The organism is Pseudaquabacterium pictum, from assembly GCF_005403045.1.
GTDB classification, from domain to species: Bacteria; Pseudomonadota; Gammaproteobacteria; order Burkholderiales; family Burkholderiaceae_C; genus Pseudaquabacterium; species Pseudaquabacterium pictum.
In genome coordinates, this window is sequence record NZ_BJCL01000001.1 from 540,314 (window position 1) to 553,014 (window position 12,701).

The following is a 12,701-nucleotide window of genomic DNA, read 5'->3' on the forward strand; positions in this document are numbered from 1 at the left end:
CAGCACGGGCGGCCCCACCGGGCACGAATCACCGGAACAGCGGCAGGGTGGTGGCGTTGTTCAACCCAGCAAAACCTGCATGCTGTGCTCGTACAGCGAGGTCAGCTCGTCGAAGCTGGTGACCAGGGCCTCGCTCTCGCGGGCCAGGGTGGCGCGGGCAGCGCTGGCGTCGGGGCCGTCGCTGCGGCGCAGGCCGTCGAGCAGCCGCTGCCACTGGCCACGCGCCTGGGCCAGTGCGGCACGGATGGCGTCACTGGCCAGCGGCGCGCGTTCCAGGGTGGCCAGCGCAGTCTCGAACTCGCGCACCGTGCGGGCGGCAGCCTGGGCCTGCATGCCGGCCTGCGGCGCCGGCAGCAGCCCGGCCAGCAAGGCCTGCTTGGCCAGGCGCTGCGCCAGCATGCGCTGGCGGCCGCTCAAATTGACCACCTGCAAGTGGCGGCGGCCGCTGGTGGCCTCCAGCGCGCCGGTCAGCGCATCGGCGCGCTCCAGCAGCTGCTCGGCCAGGGCGTCGGTCTCGGCCAGCAGCGCCGGCCAGGCGAGGCCGGCCCGCGGCGCACCGGGTGCGGCGCCCGGTCCGGCGGTGTGCTGCAGGTCGGCCCAGGCGCTGCGGGTGGCAGCCAGCAGCGCGGCCACGGCCGGCGGCAGCGGCAGGCGCTCCAGCCAGTCCAGGTGGCGCTGCAGCCGCTGCGCCGTCTCGGCCAGCGTGTCCTCCACCCGGCCGCGGGCCACCGCGCGCAGGGCCAGCGCCTTGACATGGCGCTGCGACAGCATGCGCAGCTGGCCGGCACGGTTGATGGCCTCGGCCGCCTGGGCGGCCTCGATCAGGCTGCGCGAGACCTCGCCCACCCGCAGATTGGCCTGCATCGACGCGGTGCGCAACAGGGCGAAGGCATCGTCCTCGCTGAGCTGCTGGGCACGCATCAGCACGCCCTTGGCGCGGTCGACCCACTTGCGCTCGTCCAGCCGGGCCAGGGCGCCGGCCAGGGCCTGTTGCTGGGCCTGGTCGCGGGCGAAGCGGGCGCGGGCCAGCGGCAAGGCCGCGGCCACGGCGGCGGGATCGGGCGGCGCCGGCAGCCAGGCCACCAGGTTCAGGTCCAGCCAGGGCTGAAGATCGGCCGGCGGCGCTGCGGCCGTGGCCAGCAGCACGGGCTTGGCGGCGCTGCCGGCCAGCAGGGTCAGCGTCTGCTGCACGGGTTCGCCCAGCGCCGGCGCCAGCAGAAGGACCGCTTCCGGTGCGACGCGAACCACCTCACGCACCAACATGTGGCAGGGCACCGGACCGGCCACCAGCACACCGGCGGCCTGCAGGCGGCCGGCCAGGGCCTGGGCCTCGGTCAGGTCGGCGGGCGCATCGGGGCAGGCGATCAGCAGGGGCATCGGGTGACGGGCAACAGGTGGCAGGGCAAGGCGGGCGGCGGCGGGCCGGCGGATCGTTCCGGGCCGACCGCAGGCAGCGACCATGCCAGCCCGCTGGCACGGATGCTGCATTGCACCACGCGTCGGGTGTGACGATGCACCCGGGCCGGTCACGCCGGCCGCCTGCCCCGCCCGGGGCGGTGCACCTCGCCAGGGGCCGCGCGCCGCGCTGCCCGCCCCGGCAGGCCCAGGGCCTCTCCATCTGCGCCCACGCGCGCTCCCACGCCCCGCCTGCTGCGCCCCAGCTGCCCCGCCACACGACCTGCCGCGCCGTGGCCCGCAGCCCACCTGTCCGCAGGAGCCTGAGCATGAAGAAGATGAAACTGGTGTTGATCGGCAACGGCATGGCCGGCGTGCGCACGCTGGAAGAGCTGCTGAAGATCGCCCCCGACCTGTACGACATCACCGTGTTCGGCGCCGAGCCGCACCCGAACTACAACCGCATCCTGTTGAGCCCGGTGCTGGCCGGCGAGCAGACCATCGACCAGATCATCCTCAACCCGCTGAGCTGGTATGCCGAGCACGGCATCACCCTGCACCTGGGCAAGACGGTGACCCAGGTGGACCGCACCCGGCGGCTGGTGATCGCCGACGATGGCACGACGGCAGAGTACGACCGCCTGCTGGTCGCCACCGGCAGCCTGCCCTTCATCCTGCCGGTGCCGGGCAAGGACCTGGCCGGCGTGATCGCCTACCGCGACATCGCCGACACCGAGACCATGATCGCCACTGCGCAGACGCACCGGCATGCGGTGGTCATCGGCGGCGGCCTGCTGGGGCTGGAAGCCGCCAACGGCCTGATGCTGCGCGGCATGCAGGTGACGGTGGTGCACATCGCCCCCTGGCTGATGGAGCGCCAGCTCGACGATGTGGCCGGCGGCCTGCTGCGCCAATCGCTGGAGCAGCGCGGCCTGAAGTTCCTGATCGGCGCGCAGACCCAGGCGCTGATCGGCGACGCAGACAGTGGCCAAGGCGGCCGCGTGATGGCCGTGCAGTTCAAGGACGGCAGCGAGATCCCGGCCGACCTGGTGGTGATGGCCGCCGGCATCCGCCCCAACACCCGATTGGCAGAGGCGATGGGCCTGCACTGCCAGCGTGGGATCGTCGTCAGCGACACGCTGCAGACGGTGACCGACCCGCGCATCTACGCCGTGGGCGAATGTGCCGCCCACCGCGGCATCGCCTACGGCCTGGTGGCGCCGCTGTTCGAGCAGGGCAAGGTCTGCGCCACCCACCTGGCGCAGTTCGGCATCGGCCGCTACACCGGCAGCCAGACCAGCACCAAGCTCAAGGTCACCGGCATCGACCTGTTCAGTGCCGGCAACTTCATGGGCGGCGCCGGCACCGAGGAGATCGTGATGAGCGACCCCTTCGGCGGCGTCTACAAGAAGCTGGTGATCCAGGACGACAAGCTGGTCGGCGCCTGCCTGTACGGCGACACCGTGGACGGCAGCTGGTACTTCAAGCTGCTGCGCGACGGCCGCTCGGTCGCCGACATCCGCGACAAGCTGATGTTCGGCGAGAGCAACATCGGCGACGTGGGCCACCAGGGCCACAACAAGGCGGCGGCGATGGCCGACTCGGACGAAGTCTGCGGCTGCAACGGCGTCACCAAGGGCAGCATCTGCAAGGCCATCAAGGACAAGGGCCTGTTCACCCTCGAAGAGGTGCGCAAGCACACCAAGGCCAGCGCCAGCTGCGGCAGCTGCACCGGTCTGGTGGAACAGCTGCTGATGTTCACCGCCGGCGGCGACTACTCGGCCGCGCCGAAGAAGAAGGCCATGTGCGGCTGCACCGACACCAGCCACCAGGAGGCCCGCGAGGCCATCCGCCGCGACAAGCTGCTGACCATCGATGGCGTCTACAAGGCCCTGGGCTGGCGCACGCCCAACGGCTGCAGCAGCTGCCGGCCGGCCATCAACTACTACCTGATCAGCACCTGGCCCAAGGAGGCGCAGGACGATCCGCAGAGCCGCTACATCAACGAGCGCAGCCACGCCAACATCCAGAAGGACGGCAGCTACAGCGTGATTCCGCGCATGTGGGGCGGCGAGACCACCGCCGACGAGTTGCGCCGCATCGCCGACGCGGTGGACAAGTACAAGATCCCCACCGTCAAGGTCACCGGTGGCCAGCGCATCGACCTGCTGGGCGTGAAGAAGGAAGACCTGCCGGGCGTGTGGAAGGACATCGGCATGCCCAGCGGCCATGCCTATGCCAAGGCGCTGCGCACGGTGAAGACCTGCGTGGGCAGCGAGTGGTGCCGCTTCGGCACGCAGGACAGCACGCAGATGGGCAAGGACCTGGAACGCGCCATGTGGCGCATGTATGCGCCGCACAAGGTGAAGTTCGCGGTCAGCGGCTGCCCGCGCAACTGCGCCGAGGCCGGCATCAAGGACGTGGGCATCATCGGCGTGGACTCGGGCTGGGAGATGTACGTGGCCGGCAACGGCGGCATCAAGACCGAGGTGGCGCAGTTCTTCACCAAGTTGAAGACGCCCGAGGAGGTGCTGGAGTACACCGGCGCCTTCTGCCAGCTCTACCGCGAAGAAGGCTGGTACCTGGAGCGCACGGTGCACTATGTGCATCGGGTCGGTTTGGACCACGTGAAGAAGAAGATCCTCGACGACCACGAGGGCCGGCGTGCCCTGTGGGCCAAGCTGCAGTTCAGCCTGGATGGCGAGCCCGATCCCTGGTTCGAGCATGCCAAGGCCCAGGTCGACCTGCGGCAGTTCAGCGCCATCACCCCCAGTCTGCCGGTGAGCGCCTGATGCACCGCGAGAACCTGCCCATGACCCCCGCTGCCCCTGGCTGGACCGCTGTCTGCGCGGTCGACGACATCCCCCCGCTCGGCGCCCGCCGCGTGGCCCGCCCGCAGGGCATGCCGGTGGCGGTGTTCCGCACCGCCGACGACCGGGTCTTCGCCCTGCTCGACCGCTGCCCGCACAAGGGCGGGCCGCTGAGCCAGGGCATCGTGCATGGCGATGCGGTGGCCTGCCCGCTGCACAACTGGACCATCGCGCTGGTGGACGGCAACGCCCGCGCGCCGGACGAAGGCTGCACCCCCGCCTTCGCCTGCCGGGTGCACGACGGCCAGGTGTGGCTGGATGCGCAGGAACTGGCCACCAAGGCGCTGGACCTGCCCGCGCCGGTGGCGGGGCCCTGCCGCCAGCAGGCCAGCTGCGCCTGAACCGTCCACCGCCATGGCCGAGACCAAGAGCACCTGCCCCTACTGCGGCGTCGGCTGCGGCGTGGTGATCGAGAGCGAGGGCGCGCAGATCACCGGCGTGCGCGGCGATCCCGACCATCCGGCCAACTTCGGCCGCCTGTGCAGCAAGGGCAGCACCCTGCACCTGACGGCCAGCGCCGCCATCACCCGCCAGGCGCGGCTGCTGCAGCCGATGCAGCGGCTGCAGCGCGGCCAGGGGCCGCAGGCCAGCAGCTGGGATGCGGCGCTGCCGGCCATCACCAACCAGTTGGCCGACATCATCGAACACCACGGCCCGGATGCGGTGGGGCTGTACGTCTCCGGCCAGCTGCTGACCGAGGACTACTACGTCTTCAACAAGCTGGCCAAGGGCCTGATCGGCACCAACAACATCGACACCAACAGCCGCCTGTGCATGAGCAGCGCGGTGGCCGGCTACAAGGCCACGCTAGGGGCCGACGCGCCGCCGGCCTGTTACGACGACTTCAACGATGCCGCCACTGTCTGGGTGACCGGCGCCAACCCGGCCTGGGCCCATCCGGTGCTGGTGCGCCGGCTGGAAGACGCCCGCCGCGCCAACCCGCAGCAGAAGCTGGTGGTGGTCGACCCGCGCCGCACCGAGACTGCGGCCATGGCCGATCTGCACCTGCAGATCCTGCCCGGCACCGACATCGCGCTGTGCCACGGCCTGCTGCACCTGATGCTGTGGGAGGGCTGGACCGACAACGCCTACATCGCCGCCCACACCAGCGGCTTCGAGGCGCTGAAGGCCCGGGTGCGCGAGTACACGCCCAAGGAAACCGCCCGCATGACCGGCCTGCAGGAAGCCGACATCCTGCAGGCGGCGCGCTGGTTCGCCAATGTGGATGCGGCCACCGGCCAGCGGCTGCCCACCCTCAGCCTGTACTGCCAGGGCCTGAACCAGAGCCGCAGCGGCACCGCCCGCAATGCCGCGCTGATCAACCTGCACCTGGCCTGCGGCCAGATCGGCCAACCCGGCGCCGGGCCGCTGTCGCTGACCGGCCAGCCCAATGCCATGGGCGGGCGCGAGGCGGGCGGCCTGGCCAATCTGCTCAGCGCCCACCGCGACCTGGCCAACCCGGCCCACCGGGCCGAGGTGGCCGCGCTGTGGGGCCTGCCGTCGGTGCCGGACAAGCCCGGCAAGACGGCCGTGGAGATGTTCCAGGCCGCCGCCGATGGCGAGATCAAGGCGCTGTGGATCACCTGCACCAACCCCGCCCAGAGCCTGCCCGACCAGGCCATGGTGCAGCGCGCGCTGCAGCGCGCCGAGTTGGTGGTGGTGCAGGAGGCCTTCGCCACCACCGCCACCGCGAAGTACGCCGACTGGCTGCTGCCTGCCACCACCTGGGGCGAAAAGGACGGCACCGTCACCAACAGCGAGCGGCGCATCAGCCGTGTGCGCCCGGCCATCCCGCCGGCCGGTGCCGCGCGCCACGACTGGGCCATCGCGCTGGACATCGCCCGCCGGCTGGAGGCGCGGCTGCGCCCCGGCGCGCCCACGCTGTTCGGCTTCGACAGCCCCGAGGCGATCTGGAACGAGCACCGCGCCACCACCCGCGGGCGGGATCTCGACATCACCGGCCTGAGCTACCCCATCCTGGATTCACAGGGCCCGCAGCAATGGCCGATGCCGGCTGGCGCCGCCAGCGGCCGCGCCCGGCTGTACGAAGACGGCCGCTTCGAGACACCCGACGGCCGCGCACGCTTCTTCGACACCGCAGCGCTGCCGCTGGCCGAGCCGCGTGATGCCCGCTTTCCGTTCAGCCTGACCACCGGCCGGCTGCGTGACCAGTGGCATGGCGGCAGCCGCACAGGCACCCTGGGCCGGCTGTTCGGCCACCAGGCCGAGCCCAGCATCGATCTGCATGTGCAGGACATGGCCCGCCTGCGGCTGCAGGACGGCGACCTGGTGCAGGTGCACAGCCGCCGCGGCGATCTGGTGCTGCCGGCGGTCACCAGCGACAGCGTGGCGCCCACGCAGGCCCATGTGGCGATGCACTGGGGCGGCGAGGTGCTGGGGGCCGGGGGGGCGGGCGGCATCAACACGCTGACGAATCCGGCGTTCTGCCCGCTGTCGAAGCAGCCCGAGCTGAAGCACACCGCCGTGCGGCTGCAGAAGGCGATGCTGCCCTGGCGCCTGCTGGCTGCCGCCTGGCTGCCGGAGGACGATGCGCTGGACCTGCGCCAGAATTTGCAGCCGCTGATGGCCGGCTTCGGCTACGCCAGCGCCGTGCCCTTCGGCCACACCCGGCATGGGGTGCTGCTGCGGCTGGCGGCCGCCGAGCCGGCGTCGGCCGAGACCATCGCCACGATCGAGAACCTGTTCGGCCTGGGCCCGACCCGCCGGGATGCGCTGCGTTACGCCGATGCCCGCCGCGGCCAGCGCCGCGCCATCGGGCTGGAGATCGCGGGCAGCGACACCCGGCTGCAATCCTTTGTGCTGGCCGGCGACATCCGGGCCGAGGCCTGGATCAAGGACTTGCTGCAACAGCAGCTGCCGGCCCAGGCCTTCGGCCGCCAGCTGCTGCGGCCCGATGCCACCGCGCCGGTGGCGCTGCAGCCGGCCGGCCGCCAGGTGTGCACCTGCCTGAACGTGGCCGAGCCGGCCATCGTCGGCGTGCTGGCAGGCTGCAGTGGCAGCGACGGCCAGCGCCTGCAGCAGCTGCAGCAGCGGCTGGGTTGCGGCACGCAATGTGGATCCTGCCTGCCAACGCTGCAGCGCCTGGTCGCGGCCACGCCGCAACCGCTGGCCAGCCAGGCGGCTTGAAACATTTCGTGTGCCATCGCCAGTGCTGTGGCCGAATCGGCCCGAAACTTGCGATCGGCTGACGCAACACACGCAAGGGTTTCGCCATGGGCATTGCGCAGTACATCAAGGAGATCGGCCGCGGCCATGAAGGCGCGCGGTCCCTGGGCATCGACGCGGCCGCGGATCTGATGGGCCAGGTGCTGGACGGCCAGGTCACCGACCTCGAGGTGGGCGCGTTTGCGCTGGCCATGCGCATCAAGGGCGAGACGGTCGACGAGCTGCTGGGCTTTGCCCAGGCCACCCAGACCCGCTGCCTGGCGCTGCACAGCGACAAGCCGGTGATCGTGATCCCCAGCTACAACGGCGCCCGCCGCCTGCCCAACCTGACGCCGCTGCTGGCGCTGCGCCTGGCGCAGGAAGGCGCCCGGGTGCTGGTGCACGGCCCGCGGCACGACCCGGCCCGCGTCAACACCGCCGACATCTTCCAGGCCCTGGCCCTGCCCCCGGCCGAGGATGTGGCCACGGTGCAGGAGCGCTGGCAGCGCCGCGAGCCGGCCTTCATCGCCACCGACACCCTGAGCCCTGCGCTGCAGCGCCTGCTGGACGTGCGCTGGGTGGTCGGTCTGCGCAATTCCGGCCACACCGTGGCCAAGCTGCTGCAGCCGGTGGTCGATGCGCCGGCCTTGCGCCTGGCCAGCCACACCCACCCCGAATTCGGCATCCTGATGGCCGACCTGGCCCAGCGCAGCGCCGCCGACCTGATGCTGCTGCGCGGCACCGAGGGCGAACCGGTCGCCGACCCGCGCCGCTGCCCCAAGCTCGACACCTGGCTGGGCGGCATCTGGCAGGCCGACCTGTCCTGCCCGGTGCAGGAAGGCGTGCTGGCCGAGCTGCCGCTGCTGCCGCGCCAGATCGACGCGGCCACTGTGGCGGTCTACATCCAGGGCGTGCTGGCCGGCGAGAAGCCGGGCCCGGCGCCGCTGGACCGCCAGGTGGAACTGCTGCTGGCCGCACTGGCGCGCCTGGGCAGCAGCACGCCGCAGGTCAAGCGCGCCTGATCGGCGGGCCAGGGCCCGCCTATCATCGCGCGCCGTGCCCACCGCCCTGCCCCCATCCCCGCTCCACTTCGACGCCGCGATCCTGGGCGCCGGTGCGGCCGGGCTGTTCTGCGCCGGCATCGCCGGCCAGCGCGGCCTGAAGGTGCTGGTGATCGACCACGCCGAGAAACTGGCCGAGAAGATCCGCATCTCCGGCGGCGGCCGCTGCAACTTCACCAACCGCGATGCGACGCCGGCGCAGTTCCTGTCGGCCAACCCGCATTTTTGCCGGTCTGCCCTGGCCCGCTACACGCCGGCCGACTTCATCGCCCTGGTCAGGCGCCACGGCATCGGCTTCCATGAGAAGCACAAGGGCCAGCTGTTCTGCGATGACTCGGCCGAGCAGATCATCGACCTGCTGGTGGCCGAGTGCGAGGCCGGCGGCGTGCAGCGCTGGCAGCCCTGCAGCCTGGCCGCCGCGCGGGCGGTCGAAGGCGGCTTCGAGCTCGACACCAGCGCCGGCCCGGTGCGCTGCACGCAATTCGTGGTGGCCAGCGGCGGGCTGTCGATTCCGAAGATCGGCGCCACCGACATCGGCCACCGGCTGGCGCGCCAGTACGGCCATGCCATCGTGCCGCCACGCCCGGCCTTGGTGCCGCTCACTTTCGATGCCAGCTTGTGGGCACCGTTCGTGCCACTGGCCGGTGCATCGCTGCCGGTGCAGGTGGCCACCGGCAGCGGCAAGGCGGCTGGCCGGTTCGACGAAGACCTGCTGTTCACCCACCGCGGGCTCAGCGGCCCGGCGGTGCTGCAGATCTCCAGCTTCTGGCAGCCCGGCCAGCCGCTGCGGCTGAACCTGCTGCCGGCCGACGACATCGCCGAGCAGCTGCGCCAGGCCAAGGCCGGCTCGCGTCGGCAGCTCGGCAATGCCCTGGCCGGCCTGCTGCCGCAGCGCCTGGCCGATGCCTGGCTGGCCCGGCTGGACCTGGACGCCACCCGCCCGCTGCCCGAGGTGCGCGACAAAGACCTGCAGCGCCTGGCCGACAGCCTGGCGCGCTGGGAGATCACGCCCACCGGCACCGAGGGCTGGCGCAAGGCGGAAGTGACCGCCGGCGGCGTCGACACCCGCGAGCTGGACAGCCGCAGCATGGCCAGCCAGCGCCAGCCGGGGCTCTACTTCATCGGCGAGGTGGTCGACGTGACCGGCTGGCTGGGCGGCTACAACTTCCAGTGGGCCTGGGCCAGTGCGGCGGCCTGCGCGCAATCGTTGGCAATGGCGCCAGCACCAGCCTGAAAACCGATGCAACGGGAATCTTGCCGATATCCCTGTTTTCGAAGTAGAATCCCCGCTTTGCTGGCAAACCGCGCGGCGGCATGGAACCGGCAATTCCGGAATGTTGGATGGATCAGTCTCAGGGCGGGTGCCCGGGGGTGGAGAAGCCAGCAGCCGGTCCAGAACCACGCCGTGCACACCAACCCTGGGATTTTTGGATTACATGACCACGATTCGCGTCAAGGAAAACGAGCCGTTCGACGTTGCACTGCGCCGCTTCAAGCGCACCATAGAGAAGCTGGGCCTGCTCACCGATCTTCGCGCCCGCGAGTTCTACGAGAAGCCCACCGCCGAGCGCAAGCGCAAGAAGGCCGCCGCGGTCAAGCGTCACTACAAGCGCGTGCGCAGCATGCAGCTCCCCAAGAAGCTGTACTGAGCTTCCCCGCTTGAAGAAACGCCCGCGCGGGACGCCGCAGCGGGCGTTTTTCATGGTTCCACCGATTGCAACTGCCCGAGGCCCGCATGCCCCTGAAAGACCAGATCTCCGACGACATGAAGACGGCCATGCGCGCCAAGGACAGTGCGCGCCTGGGCACCATCCGCCTGCTGATGGCCGCCATCAAGCAGCGCGAGGTGGACGAGCGCATCACGCTCGATGACGCCGCCATCGTCGGCGTGGTCGACAAGCTGATCAAGCAGCGCAAGGATTCGATCACCGCCTTCCAGAGCGCCGGCCGCACCGACCTGGTCGACCAGGAAAGCGCCGAACTGGCCGTGCTGCAGGCCTACCTGCCGGCGCGGCTGTCGGCCGAGGAAGTGGCTGCGGCGGTCGGCGCGATCGTGTCGGCGCTGGGGGCCAGCGGCCCCGGTGACATGGGCAAGGTGATGGCCGCCGTCAAGGCCCAGCTGGCCGGCAAGGCCGACATGGGCGCGGTATCGGCGGCGGTGAAGGCCGCCCTGGCGAAGTAAGCTGCGCGCCATGAGCACCAACCTGCCCCTGCGCCAGATCGCCGACACCGTGTGTGTGGCCCCGCAACTCGCGCCCGAGGCGATGGCCGAGCTGGCCCGCCTGGGCTTCAAGAGCGTGGTCAACAACCGACCGGACTTCGAGCACGGTCCCGACCAGCCGACCAGCGCCGCCATCGAGGCTGCCGCGGTGGCCGCGGGCCTGGAATACCGCCACCTGCCGGTGGACGGCGGCTGGCAATCGCCCGAGCAGATCGCCGCCTTTGCCGACCTGCTGAAGACCCTGCCGCAGCCGATGCTGGCTTTCTGCCGCTCGGGCGCCCGCTCGACCCGGCTCTTCCAGCAGGCCACCGCCGGCTGACCCTTGATCCGGGCGGCCGCGGCCGCCTGCCCGCCATGCCGACACCCGAGCCCGCCGCCCCGGCGGACGACAGCACCGCCACGCCGGTGACACATCCCCACCGCCACCGCCCGGTGCGCAGCTTCGTGCTGCGGGCCGGCCGCCTGGGCACCGGTCAGGCGCGTGCGTTGGCCGAACTGGGGCCGCAGTACATGCTGCCCTTCCAGCCGGCCGTGCCCGACTGGGATGCGGTCTTCGGCCGCAGCGCGCCGCGGGTGCTGGAGATCGGCTTCGGCATGGGCCAGGCCACGGCGGCCATCGCCGCGGCGCGGCCCGACCTGGATTTCATCGGTGTGGAAGTGCACCAGCCCGGCGTGGGCGCGCTGCTGCGCGAGATCGGCGAACGCGGGCTGACCAACATCCGCATCCTGCAGCACGACGCGGTCGAGGTGCTGCGCCAGATGGTGGCGCCGGCTTCACTGGCCGGCGTGCATGTGTACTTTCCCGACCCCTGGCACAAGAAGCGCCACCACAAGCGCCGGCTGATCCAGCCGCCGCTGGTCGATCTGCTGACCGGCCGGCTGGCCCACGGCGGCTGGCTGCACTGCGCCACCGACTGGGAAGACTACGCCCAGCAGATGCTGCAGGTGCTGGGCGACTGTCCGGCCCTGGCCAACACCGCCGAGGGCTACGCGCCGCGGCCGGCGATGCGCCCGCTGACCAAGTTCGAGGCCCGCGGCCTCAAGCTGGGCCACGGGGTGTGGGACCTGCTGTTCACCCGCCGCACCTGACGTTGCGGGCAGTCACGCCGCCCAGGTGACCCAGCCGGTGTAGGACGTCAGCAGCACCAGGCAGCCGAAGACGATGCGGTACCAGGCGAAGACGGTGAAGTCGTGCGTCGACACATAGCGGATCAGCCAGCGGATGCACAGCAGCGCGCTGAAGAAGGCCATCACCGTGCCCACCGCGAACACCGGCACGTCCTGCAGGCTCAACAGATCGCGCTGCTTCCACACCGAATAGGCGCCGGCGCCCATCAGCGTGGGAATGCCCAGGAAGAAGCTGAACTCGGCCGCCGCCTTGCGGGAGAAGCCCAGCACGAGCGCGCCCATGATGGTGGCGCCCGAGCGGCTGGTGCCCGGCACCAGGGCCAGGCACTGCAGCAGGCCCACCTTCAGCGCATCGGCCACGGTCATGTCGTCCACCGTCTCCACCCGTGCACGCCGGCCGCCCTGCAGGTCCATGGCGCCGTACAGGCGCTTGTGGCGCGCCTCGATCCACAGGATCAGCACGCCGCCCACGATGAAGGCCATGGCCACCGGCACCGGGGCGAACAGGTGCTTCTTGATGACGCTGCCCAGCGCCAGACCGAACACCACCGCCGGCAGAAAGGCCACCAGCACATTCAGCGCAAAGCGCTGGGCCTTGGCCTGGCTGGTGATGCCGGCCACCGTCTCGCCCAGCCGCTGGCGGTATTCCCACACCACGGCCAGCATGGCACCGGTCTGGATCGCGATCTCGAAGACCTTGACCATGTCGCCGGTGAAGTTCAGCAGCGACCCCGCGAGGATCAGGTGGCCGGTGGACGAGATCGGCAGGAACTCGGTGAGCCCCTCCACCACGCCCATGACGGCCGCCTTCAGCAACAGCACAAGGTCCACGCACGCTCTCCAGCCAAAGCCGCAGATGAT

At 71.1% G+C, this 12,701-nt stretch carries 11 protein-coding genes; 9 read left to right on the forward strand and 2 right to left on the reverse strand.

The window, feature by feature from the left end; genetic code table 11:
• Positions 1-60: 60 nt before the first annotated feature.
• Entirely contained in the window at positions 61-1,377 is a 1,317-nt protein-coding gene (locus tag FFT10_RS02380) for a type IV pili methyl-accepting chemotaxis transducer N-terminal domain-containing protein (protein WP_162520676.1), read from the reverse strand.
• A gap of 347 nt (positions 1,378-1,724) precedes the next feature.
• Between FFT10_RS02380 and nirB the strand changes: the two genes are divergently transcribed.
• From nirB to trmB, 9 genes are all read left to right on the forward strand, one after another.
• Positions 1,725-4,187, forward strand: coding sequence for a nitrite reductase large subunit NirB (nirB, locus tag FFT10_RS02385; protein ID WP_137731157.1), 2,463 nt, complete (start codon positions 1,725-1,727; stop codon positions 4,185-4,187).
• 20 nt (positions 4,188-4,207) lie between these two features.
• Positions 4,208-4,606, forward strand: coding sequence for a nitrite reductase small subunit NirD (gene nirD / locus FFT10_RS02390; RefSeq protein WP_137731158.1), 399 nt, complete (start codon positions 4,208-4,210; stop codon positions 4,604-4,606).
• 13 nt (positions 4,607-4,619) lie between these two features.
• Complete coding sequence (locus FFT10_RS02395; protein WP_137731159.1) at positions 4,620-7,412, forward strand: nitrate reductase; 2,793 nt, start codon at positions 4,620-4,622, stop codon at positions 7,410-7,412.
• An 86-nt stretch (positions 7,413-7,498) separates the two neighbouring features.
• Positions 7,499-8,452 (forward strand): DNA-binding protein YbiB, encoded by a 954-nt coding sequence (ybiB, locus tag FFT10_RS02400; protein ID WP_137731160.1) that lies wholly within the window; start codon positions 7,499-7,501, stop codon positions 8,450-8,452.
• Positions 8,453-8,486: 34 nt separating this feature from the next.
• Complete coding sequence (locus FFT10_RS02405; protein WP_228026914.1) at positions 8,487-9,725, forward strand: BaiN/RdsA family NAD(P)/FAD-dependent oxidoreductase; 1,239 nt, start codon at positions 8,487-8,489, stop codon at positions 9,723-9,725.
• 202 nt (positions 9,726-9,927) lie between these two features.
• A complete protein-coding gene (rpsU, locus tag FFT10_RS02410) occupies positions 9,928-10,140 on the forward strand; it encodes a 30S ribosomal protein S21 (protein WP_007833691.1) in 213 nt (70 codons plus the stop codon).
• Between the two features lie 86 nt (positions 10,141-10,226).
• A complete protein-coding gene (locus FFT10_RS02415; RefSeq protein ID WP_137731161.1) occupies positions 10,227-10,673 on the forward strand; it encodes a GatB/YqeY domain-containing protein in 447 nt (148 codons plus the stop codon).
• Positions 10,674-10,683: 10 nt separating this feature from the next.
• Positions 10,684-11,031 (forward strand): protein tyrosine phosphatase family protein, encoded by a 348-nt coding sequence (locus FFT10_RS02420; protein ID WP_137731162.1) that lies wholly within the window; start codon positions 10,684-10,686, stop codon positions 11,029-11,031.
• A 35-nt stretch (positions 11,032-11,066) separates the two neighbouring features.
• Positions 11,067-11,801: a tRNA (guanosine(46)-N7)-methyltransferase TrmB gene (gene trmB / locus FFT10_RS02425; RefSeq protein ID WP_137731163.1), complete on the forward strand. Its 735-nt coding sequence runs from the start codon at positions 11,067-11,069 to the stop codon at positions 11,799-11,801.
• Positions 11,802-11,813: 12 nt separating this feature from the next.
• Here the strand turns inward: trmB and FFT10_RS02430 are convergent, their stop codons facing one another.
• Positions 11,814-12,671: an undecaprenyl-diphosphate phosphatase gene (locus FFT10_RS02430; RefSeq protein ID WP_137731164.1), complete on the reverse strand. Its 858-nt coding sequence runs from the start codon at positions 12,669-12,671 to the stop codon at positions 11,814-11,816.
• Positions 12,672-12,701 lie beyond the last annotated feature (30 nt).

Bases quoted from the DNA above. Each gene is read 5' to 3' on its own strand.
- FFT10_RS02380 (WP_162520676.1), bottom strand. From the start codon at position 1,377: ATGCCCCTGCTGATCGCCTGCCCCGATGCGCCCGCCGACCTGACCGAG.
- nirB (WP_137731157.1), top strand. From the start codon at position 1,725: ATGAAGAAGATGAAACTGGTGTTGATCGGCAACGGCATGGCCGGCGTG.
- nirD (WP_137731158.1), top strand. From the start codon at position 4,208: ATGACCCCCGCTGCCCCTGGCTGGACCGCTGTCTGCGCGGTCGACGAC.
- FFT10_RS02395 (WP_137731159.1), top strand. From the start codon at position 4,620: ATGGCCGAGACCAAGAGCACCTGCCCCTACTGCGGCGTCGGCTGCGGC.
- ybiB (WP_137731160.1), top strand. From the start codon at position 7,499: ATGGGCATTGCGCAGTACATCAAGGAGATCGGCCGCGGCCATGAAGGC.
- rpsU (WP_007833691.1), top strand. From the start codon at position 9,928: ATGACCACGATTCGCGTCAAGGAAAACGAGCCGTTCGACGTTGCACTG.
- FFT10_RS02415 (WP_137731161.1), top strand. From the start codon at position 10,227: ATGCCCCTGAAAGACCAGATCTCCGACGACATGAAGACGGCCATGCGC.
- FFT10_RS02420 (WP_137731162.1), top strand. From the start codon at position 10,684: ATGAGCACCAACCTGCCCCTGCGCCAGATCGCCGACACCGTGTGTGTG.
- trmB (WP_137731163.1), top strand. From the start codon at position 11,067: ATGCCGACACCCGAGCCCGCCGCCCCGGCGGACGACAGCACCGCCACG.